Genomic DNA, 19976 nt, shown 5'->3' with positions numbered 1-19976 from the left:
AAATAGACTGGTAAAATTCTTTGAAATGAGGAAATTAAATAAATGAAACTTGCAGTAGTTACTGACAGTACGGCTTATCTGCCTGAACGAATCCAAAATCATCCTGATTTGTTCGTTATTCCGATCCCTGTCATTTTGGATGGGAAAATCTACAATGAAGGAATAGACATAGAAGCTGACGAATACTATGGGCTTCTAAATAAAAGCAAAGACTTCCCGACCACTTCACAACCTGCAGTTGGAGAAGTACTGGCGCTTTACGAAGAACTGAAAAGAAAAGGATACGATACCATCTTAAGTATCCATTTATCCTCTGGGATCTCCGGCTTTGTCAACACATTACATGCTATGAAAAACGACATTGATGGTGTAAAAATCGTTCCTTATGATTCTAAGATCACGAGTATGCCAATGGGTCACATGGTAGAAGCTGCTCTAGATTTAAATCAAAAAGGTCAATCTCTTGAAGAAATTATCGCACATATCGATCGTATCCGAGATAATACGTATGCTTATCTCATCGTGGATGACTTGAACAACTTAGTACGCGGTGGACGCTTGACTAATGGGGCTGCATTGATAGGTGGATTACTTAAAATCAAACCGATTTTGACTTTTTCAGAAGGAAAAATCGTTTTATTTGAAAAAATCCGTTCAAGTAAAAAAGCTTTCGCTCGTGCCGAAAAAGTCATCGGCATGCGAAATGAGGAAATTGCACCACCTGTTAAACTTTATGTGATTCATGCAAATAATTTGGAAGTTGCCATACAAGAAAAAGAAAAATTACAAAAGCAATACCCGCATGCTGACATTGAGATTGGTCATTTTGGTCCAGTGATTGGTAGTCACTTAGGAGAAAAAGCAATCGGGCTTGCCATCTCTGCGCAATAATTTAGATTATTCAATTCAATGCAAGCATCGTCTCTCATTCATTGGGATACGATGCTTTTTTTGCATTTTTTCTATATAAGGCGTATAATCCTTAAAAGTTTAGTAAATGAGTAAATCACTAGGTTAGTAATTTACTAAAAGAGAAAGGATGGATTTAGATGGAAATCCCAACAAATTTAAAACACAAACCTGTTATTGTCGTTGAAGACTATGATCAAGTTGATGGAAGAAATGCTTTGCATACGGATGCTAAAGGACTATCTTTAGGGTTAGCACAATGGAATGATCGTGGAAAAGTTGATATTTCAGGCAAGGTATGGCGCCATACGGGTGAAAAATGGTCACGCCAATCGGAAGAACTACCAATCACTCGGATCTTAGATCTAGCAATTTTAGCTGCGCAAGGGAGTTTGTATTTTCAAGATGCGTATCGCTATGAAAAATTTTATGATCCTGAAAATCCAGTTGTCGATATTATTGGACTTCAAGGAAATCGAATGACGGTTGAAGTGGATACCAAAAATCCTAAGATCGATGAAGATATTATGCTCTATTATGACACGTTACAAAAAGATGGCGAATTGATCGGAGAACGTTTCCGAATTTTGAAACGTCTATTAGATGATTTAGGGTATTAAGGAAAAAAGGAGTGAGGTACATTGGAAGATTTCTCACTGACAAAAGACCGTCAATTTTCAAGTGTTGAAAAACAAATGATTTGGCAAAAGCCAACGAGTCATCGAACCAGTCAAGAAGAACAAAGAATCGCAGCTGAAATCTTTGAAAACTGGAATGATCCTGAAATGAAGATCAGTAACATCTTGCTTGAAGGGGATGCTGGGTCAGGAAAAACGCAACTGGCTAAAGCTCTTTCGGCTGATTTACAACTTCCTTATACGAAAATAACTTGTTTTGCGGATATGGATAAATCAGATGTCTTTGGTGCGCTATTGCCTATTGTTGAGTCTGACGTAGATGAAGATCAAGAATTGATTGATGCAATCAACCAAACAGAGACATTAGATGCTGTCTTACGGTTAATCAAACATCACTATAATCTTAGTACAGAAATGGCTAAATCCAAACTGGCTGATTTCATCAAGCGGATGGAACATAATGAAAATAGTAACGTTCGCTATAAATATTATCCCTCTGAAATTGTTCGAGCGATCGAAAAAGGGTATTTGTTAGAAATCCAAGAGCCAACGGTGATCCGTGATGCTTCCGTATTAGTTGCTTTAAATTCCGCTCTTGAGCCAAATGGATTATTGAATTTACCCACGGGTGTCGTCGTCCGTCATCCAGATTGCGTCATCATCATCACAACCAATCGGAACTACCAAGGTAATCGTCCGTTGAATGAATCTTTGAGAGATCGGATGCAACATGCTGAGAAGATGGATTTACCTTCACTTGAAGTGATGGCTGAGCGAGCCTTAGGTAAGACAAAGATTCAACAACCTGAACTGCTCTTGAAATTAGCGGAGATCATTCGTTTATTAGATGATACTGCCAAAGCGAATGCCATCAAGGGAGTGGCTGGTATGCGTTCTTACTTTTATTGGGCAAATACTTGGAAACAAGGGCACGATCTTTTCCAATCGATTTATCCTAAAGTTCTCTATAAATTGACCACTGTTCCAGAAGAATTGGAGATATTAACCCAAGCATTAGAACAAAGTGGGCTTCTTGAAGAACTTCGTGAATTATTACGGCAAATAAAGTGGGGACGTCTTTCAGAAGAAGCTCCAAGAAATCGAGGCAGAATCCTTAACGATGAAGAAGCTGATGAACGTAATATCGATCAACTAGCAGAAGAAACGTTGTCTTTAATGGAAAATGAGTCGCCTGAGATCGAAGTAGAAACTCCACCAGTGGAGAATGCTGAGATTGAAGAGGAAAAAAAGGCAGAGTCTTTTTCATTTGAACAAGAACGAAGTCAAGAAGTTTCAGGTCAGGGGCAACAGGAGCAACAAGCAGAAGATAATTCAGAAAAAATGTCTGCCTCTGATATGGAGGCTTACGACAAAGAAATCAAACGTGAGTTAACGAAAGAAGCACGACAAATAATGAAGGGGACGATGCACGAAAAAGAAGGACTGATCGTTCATCGACCAAAATTTGAACTCAAAGCACAAGAAGCAGAACAAATCAGACAACAAGTTTTACCGATCGTTGAAACATTAAGCCGTCAAATTTTAGATTTGTTGGAAAATGATGAATCAACGACTTATCAAAAAGGAAAATATGAAGGACAACGGTTCAATGCGAGTCGTGTGGCCTATAATGACCTAGGTTATTTTGATAAGAAAAATCCACCCCACGAACAACCTTCATTGGCAGTGGCTTTAAGGATTGATGAATCTGGTTCAATGATTCGAGATGAACGAATCGAAGCAGCAAAAAAAGCAGCGATCGCCATCGCAGAATTTGCTAAACGTGTAAATATTCCTTTAATGATTTATGGAGATACAGCAGATGTCTCAACGAGAGAAAAGACCTCGATTTTTTCTTATAAAGAATTTAGTGATGATTTCCAATGGTTAGATGAGAAGTTAGTGACGATGAAACCACGACAAAACAATCGTGATGGTGCCAGTTTGAGACTAATTGCTAACAAACTAAGCCAAGAAGCTGCCACGACTAAATTGCTGATCTCGATTAGTGATGGCCAGCCTAAAGCTTTGCCAGACTATACTGGGAAGAAGGCAAGGGAAGATATCCAAAGCGTTCTGTCTGAATATGACCGTCAAGGAGTCATCTTTGTGGCTGCTGCGATTGGACAGGATCAAAAAGAAATCAAAGAGATATATGGGGAAAATCGTTTCATTGATATGACAGACATCAACGAGTTACCACAGCAATTGATCCAATTGATTGCTCGCTATTTGTAAATAGCTGAAAATAGCTGGAGTCACGTATAAGTCCATTCATCGACTAAAAGAGATTGTGACAGAAGTTCTTAGCTCTAAGAACAAGCCGAAGAATTCGAAAATAGTTCCTATTTTTGGATTTTCCGGCTTGTTTTTTGTTAGAGCGACTGCTGGAACAACGGGAAGAGGGCATGAACGCATTGTAGCGAATAGTTAAACACCATTTAGTTTATCTGTCAGACTCTTTTTGATCGTTAATCGACTGTTAAATCCTGACATTCTGCAAACCAGATAACGAAACAAAAAAGGAAACTGTTAAAGAGAAAACGATGTTATCGCTAACATCAACAAAAAATAGTGGCATTGTTTTATAATAGAGAAAAAGAGAAGGGAAGAAAACAATGACTCAAACAAAAGCTTGGTGGAAAGAAGCGGTCGGATACCAGATTTATCCTGCCAGTTTTATGGATAGTAATGGGGACGGCATTGGGGATCTCAATGGGATTCGTGAAAAGCTTCCTTATTTAAAAAAATTAGGGATTGATTTTATTTGGATCAATCCAGTTTATTCTTCACCTTTTATTGATAACGGTTACGATATTAGTGACTACCAAAATATTCTAGAAAAATTTGGAACAATGGCCGAATTTGATCAATTACTGGCAGAAGCACATCTACAAGGAATCAAAATCATTATGGATCTAGTCATCAATCATACATCTGATCAACACGAGTGGTTTATTGAATCAAGGAAGTCACTGGATAATCCTTACCGAGATTACTATATCTGGGTAGATGGAACACCTGAAAACGCTCCGAATGACTGGCAATCGATTTTTGGTGGCTCAGCTTGGGCATATGATGAACAAACAAAACAATATTATCTGCATGTCTTTGCTAAAGAGCAGCCTGATTTGAATTGGGAAAGCGAGAAATTAAAAAATGAACTTTTTTCTATGATTCGCTGGTGGTTAGATAAAGGAATCGATGGGTTTCGTTTAGATGCGATTTCCCATGTGAAAAAAGATGAATATTCTGTTAAAGCAACTGAAAACCCCTTTTCTCCTTTTCAAAATGTTTCCGGGATCGATGAACATTTAAATGAATTAAAAGATGTTTTTGATGACTACGACATTATGACTGTTGGCGAAGCTAGTGGGGTGTCGGCTGAAGAAGGTCCAGAATGGGTCGGCGCTGATGGGTATTTTGACATGATCTTTGAATTTGACCATATCTCGATTTGGAAGCACGAAAAAGAAGGGAAACTTGATGTTATCAATTTAAAAAGAGCGTTAAGTGCCTGGCAAACCGCTTTAGACGGTAAGGGTTGGAATGCACTTTATATGGAAAATCATGATACACCTCGTTCAGTTTCTGTTTTTGGTGATCCTGAACATTATTGGCAAAAATCAGCAAAAGCAGTCGCAATGATGTACTTTTTCCTGCAAGGCACGCCATTTATTTATCAAGGACAAGAAATCGGTATGACGAATATGCCGTTTACTGCCATCGAACAAATCGATGCCGTCGATTCAAGACGTCTTTATAACCAATTGCTAGAAGAAGGAAAATCTCCTGAGGAAGCTATAGATATCGTTGCTGATACAACAAGAGACAATAGCCGAACACCTATGCAGTGGGGATCAGAAAAATATGCCGGATTCTCAACAAACGAACCTTGGCTGATGGTAAATCCCAACTATCATACACTTAACGTAGAAGAACAAGAAAACGATCCTTCGTCGATCTTATCTTTCTACAAACAAATGATCCGCATCCGTCGTGAAAATCAAGGATTGATCTATGGTTCATTCAAAGAATATCTCGCTGAACACGACCAACTCTATGTTTATGAACGATCATTTACCGATAAAAACTATCTGATTATGGTCAATCTTACGAGTGAAGTAGCGGAATATTCATTACCGAATGAAGTTGATGTTCCTTGGGAATTACTTCTCACGAATCAAGAAGAATGTGTATTTGAACGAGTGGGTAAGCTTGATCCTTATGAAGCGAAATTATTTGTAAACAGTAAAAAAAGAAACTAAAAAAAGTTTGTCTTGAGCTTTCTAATGAAGTCCAAGGCAAACTTTTTTGACATACTGTATGAAGTTGGGTGACTGTACCTTTATAGAAATTAGATAATAAGTGAATATTTTATAATAAAGAATAACATTTACATAAATATTAGGTAGGTTATCAGTTAATTGATTCTTTTAAATCACTTCATACTCAGCTCGCGGACCACCAATGTATTTTGGACGTGAACGCAGAGCTGTAACATGCGCGGCTCCTAATGTTTGACTGCTTGGTCGAACAGGTACTTGAACGTGTTTGACATGCATACCGATGGAAGTATCACCGATATCGATCCCAGCTTGCGCTACCACATGTTCCACTTCTACTGGATCATCGAATTGGTCAAACGCTGCTACTGAACAAGCGCCACCAGCGTGTAAGGCTGGTACAACAGAAACAATTTCAAATTGTTTTTGCTCTGCTACGGAGCGTTCGACGACAAGGGCTCGATTAATGTGTTCACATCCTTGAACAGCTAAAGCGACTCCTAAAGGTTGTAATATTTCTCTAATCGTTTGGATAATCCACTGTCCAACTGGAGCACTTGAGTTTTTACCAATTTGTCCACCGACCACTTCACTGGTACTACATCCTAATACAAATAAATCGCCAGATTTTAAATTTGCTTCTGCTAATACCTCGTTGACCATTTTGGTTAATTCTTGTTTTAAAGATTCTTCTGTGATGCTCATTTTATTCTTCCTTTCATTACTTACTTTCTTTTTGTACTCTCGTTCGTTTTAGAGCTTGAGTGAGTGGTAAAGCCAATCCAACCCCTACAATATTTTGAAAAATATTTCCAGGAATAGAAGCTACCCCCGCAGGCCAATCATATAAAAACCAACCAGCTAAAAAATAGCCACTAATCATCAGACAACTACCGATAAAAAGACCGACAAATCGACCTTTGCTTGTTTTTTCGGCAAAATAGCCACTGACCAATCCTTGCAAACCATGGATCAATAAGGAAAAAAGGGCCCATTGCGGATAACCTGACAGTAAATCGATGAATAAACCACTTGAGGCACCGACAACGAACCCACCAAATGGACCAAATAATAAAGCAGTGGTGTAGATGCCAGCTTCGCAGAGCGTGACAAAGCCGTTAGTTGCTGGTATTGGAACCAAAATTGTTAAAGATAATGCTACTGTTAAAGCGATCAGCATGGCATATATTGTCATTCGTTTCGTATTCAACGATTAAATCCCTCCTTTGATGTTACCGCCAGACCAGACACTGCCCGTTTGATCATTCATTTCAACACCGTTTAAAATACATTGATAAACGTAAGTTTTACTTCGTTGAATGGCTTGTGGGAGCGTATAGCCATGGACGAGATTCGCTGTAATAGCAGAAGAAAAGGTACATCCTGCGCCATTCACCGTTGATCGTGTTAATTTTTCCATTGTAAAAGTGGTTAGCCCATCATGACTATACAAAACATCGATTGCTTCATCGCCATGGATCCCAGAGCCACCTTTAACAACGACCGCTTTGCTTCCTAAAGTATGAATAAATTTGGTTGTCTCTATCACTTCATTGATGCTTGAAATTTTTTTCTTTCCAGAAATGAGAGCCGCTTCTTTAAGATTGGGCGTGACAAGATCAACAAGGGGGAAGAGTTCTTTCACTAAGCGCTCAATATACTGTTGATTCGCTAATGAAGTAGTTTCTTTAAAAGCTAAAACCGGATCAAGAACGATTGGGATTTGAGGGTGCTTTTTTAAAAAATCTCGGACGATCATGATTGCTTCAAGAGAATGCAATAAGCCAATTTTGATACCCGCTAAGTCTGTCATCTTCTGGATCGAAGCAAGTTGCTGTTCCAACCACTTAGCAGGTAGATTTTCTAAGAGGAATGCGTTGTTTTCGTCTAACATGCCTACACAGGTGAGCGCGCTCATTCCAAAAAGTTGAAAATTCTCAAAAGTTTTCAAATCAGATTGAATTCCTCCACCGGCAAAAGGGTCAGAACCACCAATTGTAAGTATTTTTCTCATTGTTTTCCCTCCACGAAAAGAGTATAACGAAAGTTGTTAGAAAAGAAAACAGCCAATTGGCATATTTTTATGTCATCCAATTTTGCGTAGTATTTAGATCACCAAAATTTATCTATCATCTGAATGAAACGAGTACACTGTATTGTTGGCAACTTAACAGCTAGAAGAAAACATAAGCTATGCATACTCAAATGAACAACTTCATTAGATATTATTATCAATAAATTGAATCTTTTTTTGTCATTCCTACAATTTTAACAACTGAAAAATGGTTAAACAAAAGAGAACACTGACGTTATACCTGCTAGGTAAGGGGATAACGTCAGTGTTCTGTTTATTATGCTTTTAATTCTTTTTCGATTTGTAGTCGACGGACTTTCATTGTCGCAGTCCGTGGGATATCTTCATAATCTCTGATAATCGGCGTATTCAATCGAGGTAACTCATGCACTTGTTTCCACCAACGATCCCAGTCCATTTCGTGATTAGGAGCAAGAGCAATCAATGGTTGTGGTGCATTGTTTTTATCACGAACGATGACCACCTCCGATAGAAATTCTAATGAGTCTAACAAGAAATCTTCGATCGCTAAATTGCTATTGATTGTATCGATCAAATCCACTTGACGATCCTTTAAGAACAAATGCCCCTGTTCATCCATGCTGCCGTAATCACCGCTGTCCCACCAAGCACCATAAACATTTTCTTGGAAACGAGCATCTTCTTTATAATAAGTTAATGCACGACCTTTTGATAATAAATGGATGTGTCCATCTGTATTAGCAGGTAAGACGTTCCCATTTTCATCTGCGATCCGCGCTTTGGTTAAGTCGCCAAGTCCCACACCCATGTCTCTCGCATTACTCGTTTTTAAACTCTCTAATGTATGAGCTTTTAAAATCATCGGTCCGCATTCGCTTTGGCCATAAACTTGTAAGAAAACAGCTTCTTGATTAGGAGAAGTCCGTAAGAATGTTTCCATAGTAGAGTTGTTGATCGCATCAAAAGTGGAATGGTAATAACGAATACCAGCAAAAGCTTCTGGATATTCTTTCGCTGTAAAGCTCCACTGAACAAAGTTGTTTGGATGTGTTTCAAGTGCAATCGGTGGATTTTCTTTTAACATGGCCACAACGTTTTCCCCTTGAGCATCCGCTAACGGCATCATTGGAAAGCCCATCGCCATTAACGAAGAAATACCAATATTTAAGCGAGAATGAACAGGAGAGATATGGAAAGCCACAAGTTTTTTCTCTGCGATCTTAGTAAAGACAGTTTTTTGCCATTTGGTGCGCCAGCCCATTGAATGAGCAGAATGACAAATCAATTTAGGAATACCTGTTGTTCCTGAAGTATGGGTCATATAAGAAATTTCATCGTTCCCCAATTGATTTTGTGCCACTGGTTCTGCTGGTTGAGTCAATAGTTTAGAAACAGCAATTTGTTTTTCTTTTGATCCATTTGAAATGCCAGCCACTCGTTCAGCCGTTTCATCATCAAAAAGGATAAATGGATCTTCTAAACGGTCGACAAAGACTTCTAAAGTGGGGGTAGGGAAGTGATAAGAGATCATTGCTGGTACCGCCCCAAGATAAGCTGTTGCTACAGCTAATAAATAAGTATCAAAAGCTGAACTTTTGTAGATCATGACCTTATCACCAAGTCCGACACCCAAATGAGCTAATTGATAGGCACGAGTCAAAACGAGTTGACAGGTATCTTTGTAAGTGCTTTTAAAACCAAGTTCCGGAAAAGCTGCTAAGGGTTGGTCAAAGATGATTGGTACATCTGGTGTAGCATTCGCTGCTTCTTGAAAATTAGAAAAAAGATTTAGTGGGGAATAAGCGATTGTTTCCATAAGTCACACTCCGATTTCATTTAATAAACAAGTTGGTAAGCAAAGTAAGAAAAACTTGTGAATTAAATCATTTACTTTGCAAATTCAGCTATAATCTTAGCACAAACCTTGAATAAAAAACAGCTTTCTTTGTGAAAAAATGAATTATATTTCGTTATTTCATTTTTTGTTACTTGTTATTTCCTTGTAAGAGAACTCTAACATCTTTTGATGGACTTCTTCAAATGAATGTTCATTGATATAACGATTACCATAAAGGAAATTGACGATATCCAGATCATCAAAATAAAGGGAAACGTAGTACCCGTAAGTTTTACGACATAATTCTGGCGAAATATTTTTATATACAGTGATTTTACTTAGTATTTGGCGAATCGTCCGTGGAGAGATTTGCTGGTCATGAGATGAACGAAAAGCAAAAGAATCAGGTCCTGTCCCAGTATCAGTTATTGCTAAATAGTTTTTAATGAATGGCAGTGCTTCATTGGGAATTGGCGACTGATTAAGACGATTTTTTTTACGGCTAAGATGAATGATTTGTTTATTTAAGTCAATATCTTTTCTTTTTAATTCAACGACTTCATGGATCTTTAACCCGCAATATAAAAGAATAGCTGCGATCGCTAAATTTCTTGGTCGGTTCCTTTTTTCAAAGCGTGCTTCTCGTGAAGAGTTAAAGCCATTCATAGGAATAAACAGATGCTCAAAGTCTTGAAACAAAGAGGCGTCTATGAATCGAGGCGCTGCAGCAGTAGTTTCAGGGAGCGTTTTTCCTAATAGAGATATTTCTTCAGTCAATAACCCTTTTTGATACAAAAACCGTAGAAAATGATTTAACGAATATTGTTTTCGCGAAAGACCATAATAGCTATTTTTAAATAACTGGTTTGTTTGTTGATCAGCTGTGGTCTGAAACGAACGAGTATGCTGATAGACTTTATCTAAAAAATTTAAATAGTCTTGTTTTTCAAGACGAAGAATAACTTCATCCGTGATCTCTTGATCTAAAGCTTCGTGAAGATAATCCGTGAATAAATGAAAATCTTTTGCATATTCATAACGACTGCTTAATGAAAGCTTTTTTTGATTTTCTTTTAAAAATTCTTGGAAAATAGGAGGAAGCTGTGCGATGCGTTGTTTTAATTTTTCTTGAATGTGTTTTCGTGTTTTTTGATCCATAAAAGAACCTCCTTTTTGTTCAAACTGGTGTTCTATTTTATTATTGTAGCTTATTTTTCGTTTTTCTTCTATTTCCTTTTACTGATATCTATTTATACCAATGTTTATTTGCTCATGATTCATATATATAGTAACATCGCCATCTATAAGAAAAACTGTAACCAATAAACAGAAAGACAATGATCTTGTAGTATGAACGAATTGTTTCATGAGTTTTGTTGAGTGACATTTTGTCACTGTTGAGCTATACTTTTCTACAGTGACAAAATGTCACTATCGAAAAAGGAAAATGTAGGAGGGAAAGTAATGTTTTTAGCAATGAAAGAAATGAAATACGCAAAACTACGATACGGACTCATTATCGGTATCATGTTTTTGATTGCTTATGTCGTTTTCATGCTATCAGGTCTAGCAAGTGGATTAGCAGAAGAATTTAAAAAAGCGATTGATGATTGGGGTGCTCAAGAAATCGTTTTGTCCGAAGATGCTAATCAAGTGTTTGCAGCATCTCAATTGACAAGAGGTGACCTTGATCAAGTAAATGCGAAAGAAAAAGCACCGATTGGCTTATTCAGTGGAGCAATTAAGGGCAAAAACAAAGAAAATGTGACAGTCTTTGGTACGACTAACGATGCCTTTTTATTACCTAAAATCACAGATGGTCGGATGTTTGATAAGAAAAATGAAATAATTATCTCCCAAAATCTGGCACAAGATCAATATAAGTTGGGAGATCAAATCAAAATCGGTAGCGATGACCAAGCATTTACGATCGTTGGAATTTTTCCTGCCACTTATTATACGGTCTCACCAGTCATCTATACAGATCTAGAAACTTGGACACAATTAAAATATGGAGCCCAACCGTTTGCTTCAGATGACAAAAAGCCGATCAATGCGATCGTGACCAAACAATCAGCTGTAATTGATAAAGATGGCGCATCAAAAGATTTACAAAAACTGACGATTCCTGATTTTATTGAAAGTCTTCCAGGTTATTCTGCACAAAATATGACACTAAATGCAATGGTTTACTTCTTGTTTCTTGTCGTAGCAGCAGTAGTTGGCATTTTTATGTATGTCATCACTTTACAAAAAACGGCGATCTTTGGCGTAATGAAAGCTCAAGGGATTCGCAATTCATTTATTGCTAAATCGTTGATTGCACAGTCATTTGTTATTGGAGTCATGGGTGTCGCCTTAGCAGTTCTAGCTGCTTATCTAACTAGCTTGTTTCTACCAAGTGCGATGCCATTCGCTATTTTTTGGACACAATGGTTGCTATATAGTGGGGTCTTACTCGTTGTAGCAGTTGTAGGCGGCGTCTTCTCAATACGCACGATCACAAAAGTGGACCCAATCACCGCCATAGGAGGGTAAAAAATGAAGAATATTTTAACGATGAAAAATATCGTCAAGACTTTTGGTAGTGGACATACCGAAGTGACTGCACTAAAAGGAATTAATTTTAATGTCAAACAAGGAGAATTTGTCAGCATCATCGGTCCCTCTGGTTCAGGAAAGAGTACTTTCTTAACCATTTCCGGTGGGCTACAAACACCTACTTCTGGAGAAATCGCCATTAATGGTCAGTCTTTTTCCGATTTATCTGAGAAAAAAAGAGCCGATTTACGTTTTAAAGAAATTGGGTTTATTTTACAAAGTTCTAATTTGATTCCATTTTTAAAGGTCAAAGAACAATTTTATTTAGTTGATCGAGTCAGCCATCAGAAACAAAACGAAACAGTGATTGATGACTTATTGAAATCATTAGATATTTATGATCTAAAAGAAAGCTATCCTCGAGATTTATCTGGTGGAGAAAGACAACGTGTAGCGATTGCTCGTGCGTTGTTCAATGACCCTAGTTTGATCTTAGCAGATGAGCCTACCGCTAGCTTAGATACAGATCATGCCTTTGAAGTAGTCAAGTTACTTGTCAAAGAAGCACATGAAAAACAAAAAGCAACAGTCATGGTTACACATGATGCTCGGATGATCAAATGGAGCGATCGTGTCTACCGAATGAAAGATGGTGATTTGATCGAAGAAACGGAGGGATGGGATGCCTAAATCGACATTTCTTAATCTGCCGAATGAGAAGAAACAACGGCTTATTGAAATTTTACTTGAAAATTTTTCAGCTCGACATATTAGCCAAGTAAAAGTTGCAGATATTGTCGAAGATATGGCTATGTCAAGAGGGGCCTTTTATAAGTACTTCGAAGACTTGGAAGATGCCTATACCTACACGATCCAGTATTATTCGATTCAAATCCATCGAGATATTTTGAAATATATCAGTCAAAACAAGCAAGACTTTTTTCAAGGAATTGAAAATTACCTTGCGTGGTGTAGTGAACTGGAACAAAAAAGTAGTTATTGGCAGGCCATCCGCTTTTTAACGAGAAGTGATGATTTTACCAATCACCAAAGAACCAAGCCTTCTGCTGAATCAGGAAGATTAAAGGAATGGTTTAAGTTACTGAAGGCAAATGGTTTTCACATTACTTCGCAAGAAGAAGCAATTAGCTTTTTATATTTCGTCATGGATCTTGTGATCAATTCATTGACGGATTACATTGCGAATGATTGGACTACTGATGAGTTGTTGCAAGATTATCGTTACAAGGTAAAATGGCTGCAAAGAGGTTTGAAAACCGAACGAAGTGAATCTTGAATCCACTCGATTCATTTGTTAGCCGTTTCTTTTTAACTGGTAAGTAGTGTCCGTATTCAGAAAAAAACTTCGATACTTCTTTGTGTCATCATCGATAACCAAATAAAAACCTTCGATAGAAAGTTCTTATAGTTGAGAGCAACGATTTTTCCTTTTTGATTCTCCGTGATAGAATTTTTATTGTAAGAAAAGAAAAGGGATGACACAGATGAAGAAAATTATACTATTTGGTGATAGCATTGCTGCTGGATTGTACCAGGGGGAGGTCGTCCATGCATTGGACCATGCGTTATCAACGACCTTAAATGCTTTAGGACAAGCTGATTTTAAGATCATTAACTTAGGAAAAAGAGGCGATTCAACGACAAGCAGCCTTGAACGATTGTCTCAACTTCCCCAAGATGAACGTACATCTGACTACGTCGTTCTTAATGTTGGCGTTAATGATGCAATCAATCAAAGAGATAACCAAGAAACCTATCGAAAAAACTTGGAACAATTGATCAACTTTTTTAAACATAGCCAAGTGATTTTGATAGGGCCTAGTTACGTTGATGAAAAGATCAAAACCCAAACAATTCCTGAGATCTTAGTAGAGTATACTCAGATCGCAAAAGAAGTAGCAGATGAGAACAAAGTAAGTTTTATTGATTTTTATCATTATGAAAAATCTTTTGAGGACCCAACACTTTACTTGCAAGACGATGGGTTACATCCTTCGAGGTTAGGCTATCACTTGCTAGGTGCTTTGATTGCACAATGTATCCAGCAAAAAGAACAAAAATAATCTACAGACCGAGTACCTCAATCTTTGCAGTACTCGGTCTGTAGATTTTTAGTTTCAAGTTTTATCATGACAAAAAGAATGAAGCGCGCTCTATTGGCTTTGACATACGGTAATAAACAACTGTTTTCTAATGGCGATATTCCTTCAACAAACCTTTTTGGATCAAGTCTTGTTTTTGTTTGAGATTCTGGATGTTTTCTTGATAGTTTTGTGCATACATCACGGAATAAAGAGTGTTTAAAACATAGTCGAAGGCAATTTGTGAGGAAAATGTTGCCACTTTAGCAAAATCTAATTCATCTTGCGTAACGATGAGTTTCATCGTTGCTTGTTTTGCCATTTCTGAATGTTCATTTCCAGTGATCAATACAGTTTTAGCACCCACATGGTTTAAATGCATCATAATTTTTTCATAATGGTGAATCCTTCCACTATAAGTTAGAAAGATGGCACAATCCTTTTCCGTTAAATTAGCTGCATTCCAAGAAGAATCACTATACTCTTCAGCTAATATCAAAAATTTATTGATCTTGATTAGTTTATTTTGAAATTTGCGTGCTGTGATTTGAGAATCCCCTTTGGCAAAAATAAACATGCGATTCGCTTGATTCAATGCTGTGGCAATCGCATCAATTGACTGTTTCTCCAATTGAAGCTGTGCTTTTTTGATAGATTGGATCGACAAATCGGCCATTTTTTTAGCGATCGATTGACTATCATCTTTATCAGTAAAAGGAAAGTTTGGATCAATGATTTGATTGAACTGGGCTTTCATCTGATGGACTTCACGACCGAATTCAAAACGAAATTCTCTAAAACCAGAAAAACTCAATTTTTTACATAAGCGAATTATGGCTGAATGCGAAGTATACGTCGCTTTTGCCAATTCCTCGATCGTCATATAAACAGCTGTTTCTCTGTTTGCTTTGAGATAATCAGCAATTCTTTTTTCTGTTGTTGTAAATGCTTCTTGTCGTATCAATTGGTCTTCGATTAACATATGCTCACCTTCCTCATCCATCTTACTGAATATCCCTCTTTTTGACTACTATTTTTTGTGTAGGTTAAACATACCTGTCGATTATTCACTTAAAAAGATCACTTTCTTGAACATTTTTTTCTAACTGCGCTCAAATTAACTTTTAAAGGGACCAGTCATTTATACTGATAGTAGTTAAAAACAAAAATTGGAGGAAAACGTATGTTAACAATTGCCTATCTAGGAAATGGAAAAAGTACCAACCGCTATCATTTACCTTTTTCACGAAAACTAAAAGATAAGATCAAAATCAAAACGATCTTTTCACGTTCAGAACCCACTTGGGAAACATTTGAGGATATCCATTACACCAATCAATTGGAAGATCTATGGAACGATCCAGAAATCCAACTAGTTGTCATTACGACTCCGAGCCAATTTCATTATGAATATGCTAAATTAGCCTTAGAGCATGGAAAAAATGTCCTGGTTGAAAAACCGTTTGCTGAAACTTCTGCAGAAGCGAAAGAGTTATTTGAGCTAGCGAAGCAAAAAGATTTATTTATCCAGTGTTATCAAAATCGTCGTTTTGATTCTGATTTCTTGACCGTACAAAAAGTGTTGGAAAGTGGAAAATTAGGCGATATTTTAGAAATTGAGATGCATTATGATTATTTCAGACCTGAAGTTCCTGAATCGGCAACGGAATTTTCAACAGTCAATAGTTATCTCTATGGTCATGCTTGTCACACAGTAGATCAAGTAATTTCTTACTTTGGCGAGCCAGATGACATCCACTATGATGTGCGCCAATTATTAGGAACGGGACGAATGAATGATTATTTCGATTTAGATTTTTACTATGGAACAATGAAAATCTCTGTCAAATCAAGCTATTTTCGTATTAAAGAACGCCCAAGCTTTGTGGTTTATGGGAAGAAAGGGATGTTTGTAAAACAGACAAAAGATCGACAAGAAGAGCATCTTAAACTATTTTATTTCCCAGACCATCAAGATTTTGGTATTGATTTACCAGAACACTACGGCACACTTACCTATATGGACCAAAACGGATACTATCATGAGGAAAAAGTGATTTCTGAAGTAGGGGACTATAGTCGGGTCTATGAGGGCGTCTATGAAACGCTCATAAACGGAGCCGAAAAAGTAGTGAAAGACGAAGAAACACTTCTACAAATGAACATTTTAGAAACAGGGATCAAAGAGATCCAGGAAAAAGAAGCGCAAGCAAACAAATAAACCATTCACTGTTTATGATCATTCTGAAGGATTAAGCAAAGATTGATGAGAAACAAAAAAACAAAACCATTAAAATATGATGGGGAGGACATCTCATGTTTTGACAGTTATTTTGTTCTTATGTACTATAAAATAAATAACTGTAAGGAGGAATTCTCATGACAAATTATAACGGCGAAAAAGGCAAACGTTTAAGAGGTTCGATGGCGCCTAAAACCGATGATGAAGTAGCATTAGCAGGGACAAATTCTGGTGAAACAGAAAACAAACAAGAATCGTTATCTGGCACAAACTCTGGCGAAGCCAAAGATGTCGCTTTATCTGGTTCTAATTCGGTTGAAGAGGAAGAACCAAAGAAACCGAATGCTTTTGAAAAAGAAGTGGAAAAATTAGCGGAAGAAGTAAAAGAAAAATTTGAAGAATTGACATCTAAAAAAGATACTAAAAAATAGATTTGTCAGTTGCTAGTGATCCTATGAAAAAGACAGCTTTTACGCTGTCTTTTTTTATCCAAAAACTATTTTTCCGATTTTAGAAAAAAATGGTGTCTGCGCTTACCTTCTTTGTATTATGCTTTATTTATGAGAATAATTTTTTCTCAGCTAAACATTAGGAGGTAATATATGGAAAATTTTGGGTTACAGTTAATCAATTCGAGTGTGCTTGGACAAACCGATTTCATAAGTCTATTCACGACTTATTTATCAGATTATATGTATTTGTTCTTAGGTGGAGCCGTTCTATTTGTTATTTTGATGTTGTTATTAAGTAAAAAAATGTCCGATAAGCCTGCAAATAAAAGCGGATCTTCAAAAGGTGCTTCTAAGCAAAGCCAATATAAACGAATGAAATAGATCTTATTTTACTTTGAACAGATTGTTAGTTTACTAATAATCTGTTTTTTTGTTATAACTATAAAAAAATATTATAGTAACTATAAATATCATTATATTGAAAAATGTCTCTATCAGAACTATAATTTTCATGAAAATAACATATGAGATGAAAAGGAGCGTGTATCAACATGAGAAAAACCAGTAGAAAAGTAGTGATCGTTGGAACAGGCTTTGTGGGAACAAGTATTGCTTATGCCATGATCAATCAAGGAATTGCGAATGAATTAGTCTTGATCGATGTCAACCAAGAAAAAGCGGAAGGGGAAGCTTTAGACCTTTTAGATGGTATGGCATGGGGCGAAGAGAATGTTGCTGTTTGGTCAGGTGATTATAGCGAATGCAGCGATGCCGATCTAGTAGTAATCACAGCAGGTATCAACCAAAAACCAGGACAAACTCGTTTAGATTTAGTGAAAACAAATGCTGGAATCATGAAGGATATTGTTCGACAAATCATGGGAGCAGGATTCAACGGAATATTAGTTGTTGCTTCTAATCCAGTAGATATTTTGACTTGCATTGCGTGGAAAGAATCAGGGTTACCTTCTTCTCGAGTAATCGGAACAGGAACAACATTAGATACAACTCGTTTCAGAAAAGAAATTGCCTTGAAACTTTCTGTCGATCCTCGTAGCGTTCACGGCTATATTTTAGGTGAACACGGCGATTCTGAAGTAGCAGCTTGGTCCCATACAACAGTTGGCGGAAAACCAATCATGGAATTTGTCGAAAAAGATCATCGAATCGAAGAAAAAGACTTAGATATCATTGCTGATAAAGTTAAAAATGCTGCCTATGAAATCATCGATCGAAAAAAAGCGACTTATTATGGAATTGGTATGAGTACAGCACGAATTGTCAAGGCTGTATTAAACAATGAACAAGCTGTATTACCAGTTTCTGCTTATTTATCTGGTCAATATGGAGTGAAAGATATCTTTACAGGTGTTCCATCCATCGTTGATGAAAAGGGTGTAAGAGAAGTTATTGAATTATCAATTACACCGGAAGAAGAACAAATGTTTAAACAATCTGTCAATGAATTAAGAAACGTATTAAACACCGTGAGATAATTGAATGAAAAAAAGGAGAACGAGCAAAATGCTCATTCTCCTTTTTATTTTTGTTTTAGAAAAAATAGTTCTCTAGGAGAAAGTGAATTGTAATAAAATGGTAGCATATTAGGTAAATTTTTTGGGAAATGCATTTGAAACAACAAGAAAAAAATGAAGGAGGTAATTGATTAAAAGCGTGATCAGCTTAAAAAGAATAAAAGACGACTGGTAAAATTACTAAATAAACGAAAGGAGATAGTATATGGAAAAGCAGAATACTCAGGAGTCAAAAAGCGGATTAGAAGAATCTGCAGTTCAACAAGATATTCACTCTATACATACAGAGCAAACCGTATCTGATAGACAACAAAAAGATCAATCAGAGATGATGTATGTAAAATTAGTAGGTTTGCCTAAAGCGGATGTCAACCAGATTTCAGTAACTCCAGGAAAAAGAGTTCAGCCTGTGTACAAAACTCCAGAGCAGTTTAAAGCTTTTTTGAGTGAGCTTATAAAGCCATCAACAACATCGTCACATTCTTATGAACATCTGCTTCCAACACAAGGAGCACCTGCTTCGCTACATCAGGATATGGATCCAGCTCCACCTTTATCGCTTCGAAGTAAGAAGCCAGCTCAGAAATTCAATAAAAAAATAGATAGAAGTAAAAATGTAGCCACAAATAAAATGAATGGACAAGCAGGAATTTTTAAAAATATCACGTCCGAGATAGTAAAAAATGAGCATTTTCGCAGTCAGAATTCCATGAGTGACCTATTACCTATGGCTAAAGGACAATCTGCTGAGCATTCCCGGGAAGTAACATCCAGACAGGGTAGAGAGAGGCCTGAAATGCAATTAGGAGGAACTATGGGAGAAAAGAACGCACAGATTATGAAAAGGGTGAAAAATCAAGTAAATGAGGTAATAAGTACTATAGGTAATAGGTGAGAGCTTCTTAAAAATTAGATTGAAGATGAAAAGAGGTGAGTTGGATAATATATAGTTTGTTTATAATTTAAGACATAAAGAGGAAAGGAAGAAATTTAATGCCAAGAGAAAATATCTATACAGAAGATCCAACAATAAAAAAGAAAAATGCACAGTCTAAACAAGGAGTACCTGCTTCACTACATCAGGATATGGAGCCAGCTCCAACTTTACCACCTCGGGCGTTTGAACAAATAAAAGATAGCACTATGGGAGGCTCAAAACCACCTGTTCCATCGCCGCGTTCTACCCCTAATATGGATAGACCACCTGTTTTGCCACCTAGAGCTGAAAGATAGACTTCATACATAAATAAGAAAAAAAGAAACTACTTAGCATAATATATAGAAGAGAAGTCATTGAATTATCAATTACACCAGAAGAAGAAATGTTTAAACAGTCTGTCAATGATTTAAGAAACGTATTAAACACCGTGAGATAATT

The 19976-nt window shown here is 36.9% G+C and carries 20 protein-coding genes; 14 read left to right on the top strand and 6 right to left on the bottom strand.

The window, feature by feature from the left end; all coding sequences use genetic code 11:
* Window positions 1–42: 42 nt before the first annotated feature.
* The 4 genes from IGJ23_RS06680 to IGJ23_RS06665 all read left to right on the top strand — a co-directional run bounded on the left by IGJ23_RS06680 (window position 43) and on the right by IGJ23_RS06665 (window position 5815).
* Complete coding sequence (locus IGJ23_RS06680; RefSeq protein ID WP_010719160.1) at window positions 43–891, top strand: DegV family protein; 849 nt, start codon at window positions 43–45, stop codon at window positions 889–891.
* A gap of 158 nt (window positions 892–1049) precedes the next feature.
* The gene (locus tag IGJ23_RS06675; protein ID WP_010719161.1) at window positions 1050–1529 is read left to right on the top strand and encodes a DUF6530 family protein; all 480 of its coding nucleotides are present in this window, start codon (window positions 1050–1052) and stop codon (window positions 1527–1529) included.
* A gap of 21 nt (window positions 1530–1550) precedes the next feature.
* A complete protein-coding gene (locus IGJ23_RS06670; protein WP_438774723.1) occupies window positions 1551–3785 on the top strand; it encodes an AAA family ATPase in 2235 nt (744 codons plus the stop codon).
* A 380-nt stretch (window positions 3786–4165) separates the two neighbouring features.
* On the top strand, window positions 4166–5815 hold the full coding sequence (locus IGJ23_RS06665; protein ID WP_438774722.1) for a glycoside hydrolase family 13 protein: 1650 nt from the start codon (window positions 4166–4168) through the stop codon (window positions 5813–5815).
* Between the two features lie 168 nt (window positions 5816–5983).
* Here IGJ23_RS06665 and IGJ23_RS06660 read toward each other — a convergent pair whose 3' ends face one another.
* The 5 genes from IGJ23_RS06660 to IGJ23_RS06640 all read right to left on the bottom strand — a co-directional run bounded on the left by IGJ23_RS06660 (window position 5984) and on the right by IGJ23_RS06640 (window position 10884).
* Complete coding sequence (locus IGJ23_RS06660) at window positions 5984–6538, bottom strand: TIGR01440 family protein (RefSeq protein WP_034697955.1); 555 nt, start codon at window positions 6536–6538, stop codon at window positions 5984–5986.
* 16 nt (window positions 6539–6554) lie between these two features.
* Window positions 6555–7043, bottom strand: a complete 489-nt coding sequence (locus tag IGJ23_RS06655; RefSeq protein ID WP_081127612.1) for an ECF transporter S component — start codon at window positions 7041–7043, stop codon at window positions 6555–6557.
* Between the two features lie 3 nt (window positions 7044–7046).
* Entirely contained in the window at window positions 7047–7847 is an 801-nt protein-coding gene (locus IGJ23_RS06650; RefSeq protein ID WP_438774720.1) for a hydroxymethylpyrimidine/phosphomethylpyrimidine kinase, read from the bottom strand.
* 337 nt (window positions 7848–8184) lie between these two features.
* Window positions 8185–9705 (bottom strand): AMP-binding protein, encoded by a 1521-nt coding sequence (locus tag IGJ23_RS06645; protein WP_438774719.1) that lies wholly within the window; start codon window positions 9703–9705, stop codon window positions 8185–8187.
* 159 nt (window positions 9706–9864) lie between these two features.
* Window positions 9865–10884, bottom strand: coding sequence for a tyrosine-type recombinase/integrase (locus IGJ23_RS06640; protein ID WP_228196890.1), 1020 nt, complete (start codon window positions 10882–10884; stop codon window positions 9865–9867).
* A 306-nt stretch (window positions 10885–11190) separates the two neighbouring features.
* Here IGJ23_RS06640 and IGJ23_RS06635 point away from each other — a divergent pair, with 306 nt between their 5' ends.
* The 4 genes from IGJ23_RS06635 (at window position 11191) to IGJ23_RS06620 (ending at window position 14351) form a co-directional block, all read left to right on the top strand.
* On the top strand, window positions 11191–12264 hold the full coding sequence (locus IGJ23_RS06635; protein ID WP_438774718.1) for an ABC transporter permease: 1074 nt from the start codon (window positions 11191–11193) through the stop codon (window positions 12262–12264).
* Window positions 12265–12267: 3 nt separating this feature from the next.
* The gene (locus tag IGJ23_RS06630; protein ID WP_010737568.1) at window positions 12268–12957 is read left to right on the top strand and encodes an ABC transporter ATP-binding protein; all 690 of its coding nucleotides are present in this window, start codon (window positions 12268–12270) and stop codon (window positions 12955–12957) included.
* On the top strand, window positions 12950–13564 hold the full coding sequence (locus IGJ23_RS06625; RefSeq protein WP_438774717.1) for a TetR/AcrR family transcriptional regulator: 615 nt from the start codon (window positions 12950–12952) through the stop codon (window positions 13562–13564). Before IGJ23_RS06630 ends, IGJ23_RS06625 begins: the two co-directional genes overlap by 8 nt.
* A gap of 208 nt (window positions 13565–13772) precedes the next feature.
* Entirely contained in the window at window positions 13773–14351 is a 579-nt protein-coding gene (locus IGJ23_RS06620; RefSeq protein ID WP_438774716.1) for an SGNH/GDSL hydrolase family protein, read from the top strand.
* A gap of 127 nt (window positions 14352–14478) precedes the next feature.
* Here IGJ23_RS06620 and IGJ23_RS06615 read toward each other — a convergent pair whose 3' ends face one another.
* Complete coding sequence (locus tag IGJ23_RS06615; RefSeq protein ID WP_025480187.1) at window positions 14479–15351, bottom strand: MurR/RpiR family transcriptional regulator; 873 nt, start codon at window positions 15349–15351, stop codon at window positions 14479–14481.
* 201 nt (window positions 15352–15552) lie between these two features.
* Between IGJ23_RS06615 and IGJ23_RS06610 the strand changes: the two genes are divergently transcribed.
* The 6 genes from IGJ23_RS06610 (at window position 15553) to IGJ23_RS06585 (ending at window position 19831) form a co-directional block, all read left to right on the top strand.
* Entirely contained in the window at window positions 15553–16590 is a 1038-nt protein-coding gene (locus tag IGJ23_RS06610; RefSeq protein WP_178286267.1) for a Gfo/Idh/MocA family oxidoreductase, read from the top strand.
* Window positions 16591–16748: 158 nt separating this feature from the next.
* The gene (locus tag IGJ23_RS06605) at window positions 16749–17042 is read left to right on the top strand and encodes a hypothetical protein (protein ID WP_034697939.1); all 294 of its coding nucleotides are present in this window, start codon (window positions 16749–16751) and stop codon (window positions 17040–17042) included.
* Between the two features lie 171 nt (window positions 17043–17213).
* Window positions 17214–17444, top strand: coding sequence for a hypothetical protein (locus IGJ23_RS06600; protein WP_010719176.1), 231 nt, complete (start codon window positions 17214–17216; stop codon window positions 17442–17444).
* A gap of 170 nt (window positions 17445–17614) precedes the next feature.
* Window positions 17615–18559, top strand: coding sequence for an L-lactate dehydrogenase (locus IGJ23_RS06595; RefSeq protein WP_063627106.1), 945 nt, complete (start codon window positions 17615–17617; stop codon window positions 18557–18559).
* 244 nt (window positions 18560–18803) lie between these two features.
* Complete coding sequence (locus IGJ23_RS06590) at window positions 18804–19493, top strand: hypothetical protein (protein WP_438774715.1); 690 nt, start codon at window positions 18804–18806, stop codon at window positions 19491–19493.
* Window positions 19494–19591: 98 nt separating this feature from the next.
* Window positions 19592–19831 carry a hypothetical protein gene (locus tag IGJ23_RS06585; RefSeq protein ID WP_438774714.1) on the top strand — a complete coding sequence of 80 codons (240 nt, stop codon included), beginning with the start codon at window positions 19592–19594 and terminating at the stop codon, window positions 19829–19831.
* The last annotated feature ends 145 nt before the right edge of the window (window positions 19832–19976 follow it).

Origin of the sequence: Enterococcus sp. DIV1682a (genome assembly GCF_051711005.1) — a bacterium.
Taxonomy (GTDB): Bacteria; Bacillota; Bacilli; order Lactobacillales; family Enterococcaceae; genus Enterococcus_B; species Enterococcus_B hirae.
Note: the sequence above shows the minus strand (reverse complement) of the source record. Positions and strands in the feature narration are given on the sequence as shown.